The organism is Streptomyces glaucus, assembly GCF_039533365.1.
Classification (GTDB): domain Bacteria; phylum Actinomycetota; class Actinomycetes; order Streptomycetales; family Streptomycetaceae; genus Streptomyces; species Streptomyces glaucus.
The window spans coordinates 1-3,479 of record NZ_BAAATK010000115.1; the positions used below are offsets into that span (position 1 = coordinate 1).

Genomic DNA, 3,479 nt, shown 5'->3' on the forward strand with positions numbered 1-3,479 from the left:
GGCCGCGCGTCTTCGGGCCGCGCGGCCGCGGCCGCGCGGCCCGCCGCGCCCGCCCCCAGCCGCCGGGGTGGTCCGCCGCGCGGTAGCGGTCGGCCAGAGCGGCGCCGGAGCCGTCGCGCAGGGCGAGCTCCGCGGCGGCCAGCCGGGCCACGGCCTCGGCGTCCGACAGGCCCGGCACGCACACCACCTCCCCGGTCTCCAGCGCGGCGAGGGAAGCGGTGACCACGTCGGCCGGGGGCATCCCGCCCTCGTCGTGGACCCGCGCCTCGCCGGGCACCGGAGCGTCGCCCGCGCCGAGGTGGAACTCGGTGGCGGTGAGTCCGGGGCAGACGACCTGCACGCGCACCGGCGTGCTGGCCAGCTCGGCGGCCAGGGTCCTGGTGAACGTCACCAGGTAGCCCTTGGTGCCGCCGTAGACGGCCCGGTGGGGGAGGGGACCGGGGGGCAGGGCGCCGGCGAACGCCAGCAGCGAGGCGACGTTGACGACCGCGCCCCGCCCGCGCGCCACCATGGGGGGGACGGCCGCGCGGGTCAGCACCGTGGGGGCCACGACGTTCACGTCGAGCACCTTGGCCAGCAGCCCGGGATCGACCTCGGTGAACGGCCCGTACCCGTTGATGCCCGCGTTGTTCACCAGCAGCGCGACGTCGTCGCCGGCGACCCGTCCGGCCACCCGGGCGAGGTCGGGCGCGCGGGCGAGGTCGGCCACCATCGTCTCCACCGTCGCGCCGGTGTCCTCGCGCAGCCGTGCGGCCAGCGCGGCGAGCCGCTCCGCGCGGCGGGCGATCAGCACCAGGTCCCAGCCCCGCCGGGCCAGCCGCGCGGCGTACTCGACGCCGATCCCCGACGACGCCCCGGTCACCACGGCCGTGCCGGTTGTCCCATCCGATGTCATGCGCCGGATCCTTCGCTCGACGGACCGCTGTCCAGCGGCCGGTTCCGGGGTCCCGTGATCGCTGTGCCGGGTTTCCCGTCGCCGGCGAGGCGAAACCGGGCCCCGCCCCGTCCGGGCCGGCCTGCGCGGGGCCGGCCCGGACGGAGCGGGGTGACGGCGGGCCGAGGGCCGGCCGCGAGCGTGCCGGGGCGACACGCCCGGTACGGCATCGGCGGTCACCACCAGGGCGATATGTCATATTTTCTGATCTACCGTCTCCCTGTACAGGAATGCCGAGGCCTGCTCGCCATGCCCGACGAACAGCTCAGCGGGACGTACCAGGCGCTCAGCAGGTCCGGTTCCGCCGGCCTGCGCCCGCACGCGCTGACGGCCTGCGCCGCCACCGCGGCCGTGGCGTCGCTCGTCGCCTGCTCCTCCGCCGGCCCGCTCGACGGGGCGCGGACACCCTCCGCACGGGGGAGCGCGCCGGCCGCCGTACTGGCGGCGCCACCGCCGGAGAACCTCGGCGCGACCCTCGCCCGGGCGCTCGCGCCGGTCCTGCGGGACGGCGCCCCCCGGATCGCGGTGGCCGTGCTCGACCTGGACGGCGCCAACCGGGAGATCGCCTCCTACCGGGGCGACGCGATGTTCGACACGGCGAGCATCATCAAGGTGGACATCCTCGCGGCGCTGCTGCTCCAGGCGCAGGACGAGGGCCGCGAGCCGACCGCCGCGGAGCGCGAGGCCGCCGAGGCGATGATCAGGACGAGCGACAACGACGCGGCGAACCGCCTGTGGCGGGCGATCGGCAGGGGCGAGGGCCTCGACGCGGCGAACGAGCGCCTGGGGCTCTCCTCGACACAGGCGGGACCGGGCTTCCACTGGGGCCTGACCCGGACCACGGCGAAGGACCAGATCCGGCTGCTGCGTTCGGTGTTCGCCCGCGTGCCGGCGGTCTCCGTCCGCGCCCGCGCAGGGCTGAACCGGGCGTCCCGCGCCTACATCCGCGAGCTGATGGGCGGCATCGTGAAGGGCCAGGACTGGGGGGTGTCCGCGGCGGCCCCCCGATGGGCCCTCAAGAACGGCTGGCTGCAGCGGACCACGACCGAGCTGTGGGTCGTCAACAGCATCGGGCAGGTCACGGTGCACGGGCGCCGGTACCTGGTCTCGGTCCTCAGCAGCGGCAACGCGTCGATGCAGGACGGTGTCTCGCTGGTCGAACGGGCGGTGAGGGCGGCGATCGGCGCGGCCAGCGCCCATGCCCGCCCCTGGCCGGAGTGAGCCCCCCGCCGCGGCGCCGAACCGGGACCCGCTCCCGTCACGGCCCGGTCCCTGCCGGCCGGCGGCCCCGTCCGCCGGCCGGGACGTCGCTCCGGCGGACCCGCTCCGGTCGCCGCCCCCCGGCCGTCTCCTTAACGTGGTCGCGTATCCGAGCGCGTACGCCGGCCGGCCGGTCCGGCCTGCGCACGCGCACCGGGCGGACCGGCGGTTTCGCCGGCCCGCCCGGCCGCTTCGGCCCCAGGGACGGTCATGCTGCTCGCACCGGCAACAGGCGCCGGCTCCGGCGCCGCGGAATCGAGCGGCGCGCCCGCACCGGCGGCGCCCCCGGTACGAGGCGAGTTCTCGGGCCTGCTGACCTACACCGAGGGCGAGTACCGCATGGTGCTGTACGCCCTGATGGCGACCGGCCTGGCGTTGCTGGCGGGCTCGCTGCACGCGTTCGTCACCCGGAGCGAGACGGCCCCGCGCTACCGGGCGGCGAGCGACGCCAGCGCCCTGCTCCAACTGGTGGCCTTCCTCGCCTACGTGGAGCTTTTCGTCAGCTGGAAGACCTCCTTCACCCTGCGGGAGGAGCGGTACGTGCCGGTGGCCGACACCGAGTTCGACGGCGGGATGCGGTACGCGGACTGGTCGGTCACGGTGCCGCTGCTCGCCGTGGAACTGCTCGCCGTGTGCGCCGTCGCCGGGCGGCGGATGTCCGTGCTGCGCGGCACCGCCGTGTCGGCGTCCTTCCTGATGATCCTCACCGGCTTCCTCGGCGCCCAGGTGCTCGACAACGGCAACCGGGTGCTGTGGCTGGTGGTGTGGGCCGCGATCAGCACGGTGTTCTTCCTCGTGCTGTACGCGGTGCTGGGCCACGCGGTGCTGGCCGGCCGCGACGAGCTGTCGCCGGAGGCGTACACCGGCCTGAAACGGGCGACCGTCCTGCTGTTCGGCTCCTTCGGCGTCTACCCGCTGATCTACCTGATCCAGCAGTCCGTCGACCCCGACTCCGACCTGGTGGGCTGGGCTCTGGTCACCCAGCTCGGCTTCTGCGCGGCCGATGTCGCCGCCAAGGTCTGGTTCGGGGTGCTGATCCACAAGGTGGCCAAGGTGCGCACCGCCGACGACCTCCGGGCCGGCACCGGGACCCACCCGGAGGAGGTGTGGATCTCGCACGTCAAGCGGGCCGACGCCTGGCCCCCGGTGGCGGCGTCAGGGGCCGGGCACGGGGCCCGCCCGGCCCCGCCGCCGGTGCGCGACGGCGGCGGGGACGGCGGTCACGGCGACCACGGCCGCGATGGCACCGGCCGGGACCGGTGACGCCCGGCGGCCGCCCCCGGCG

3 protein-coding genes are annotated in these 3,479 nt (G+C 76.1%); 2 read left to right on the top strand and 1 reads right to left on the bottom strand.

The window, feature by feature from the left end:
* Positions 1–895: SDR family NAD(P)-dependent oxidoreductase (locus tag ABD363_RS32265; protein WP_344610011.1), on the bottom strand; the 895-nt coding region annotated here is incomplete at its 3' end.
* Between the two features lie 288 nt (positions 896–1,183).
* On the opposite strand from ABD363_RS32265, the gene ABD363_RS32270 reads away from it, so the two are divergent.
* Positions 1,184–2,155: a serine hydrolase gene (locus tag ABD363_RS32270; protein WP_344610012.1), complete on the top strand. Its 972-nt coding sequence runs from the start codon at positions 1,184–1,186 to the stop codon at positions 2,153–2,155.
* 249 nt (positions 2,156–2,404) lie between these two features.
* Positions 2,405–3,457 carry a bacteriorhodopsin gene (locus ABD363_RS32275; protein ID WP_344610013.1) on the top strand — a complete coding sequence of 351 codons (1,053 nt, stop codon included), beginning with the start codon at positions 2,405–2,407 and terminating at the stop codon, positions 3,455–3,457.
* Positions 3,458–3,479 lie beyond the last annotated feature (22 nt).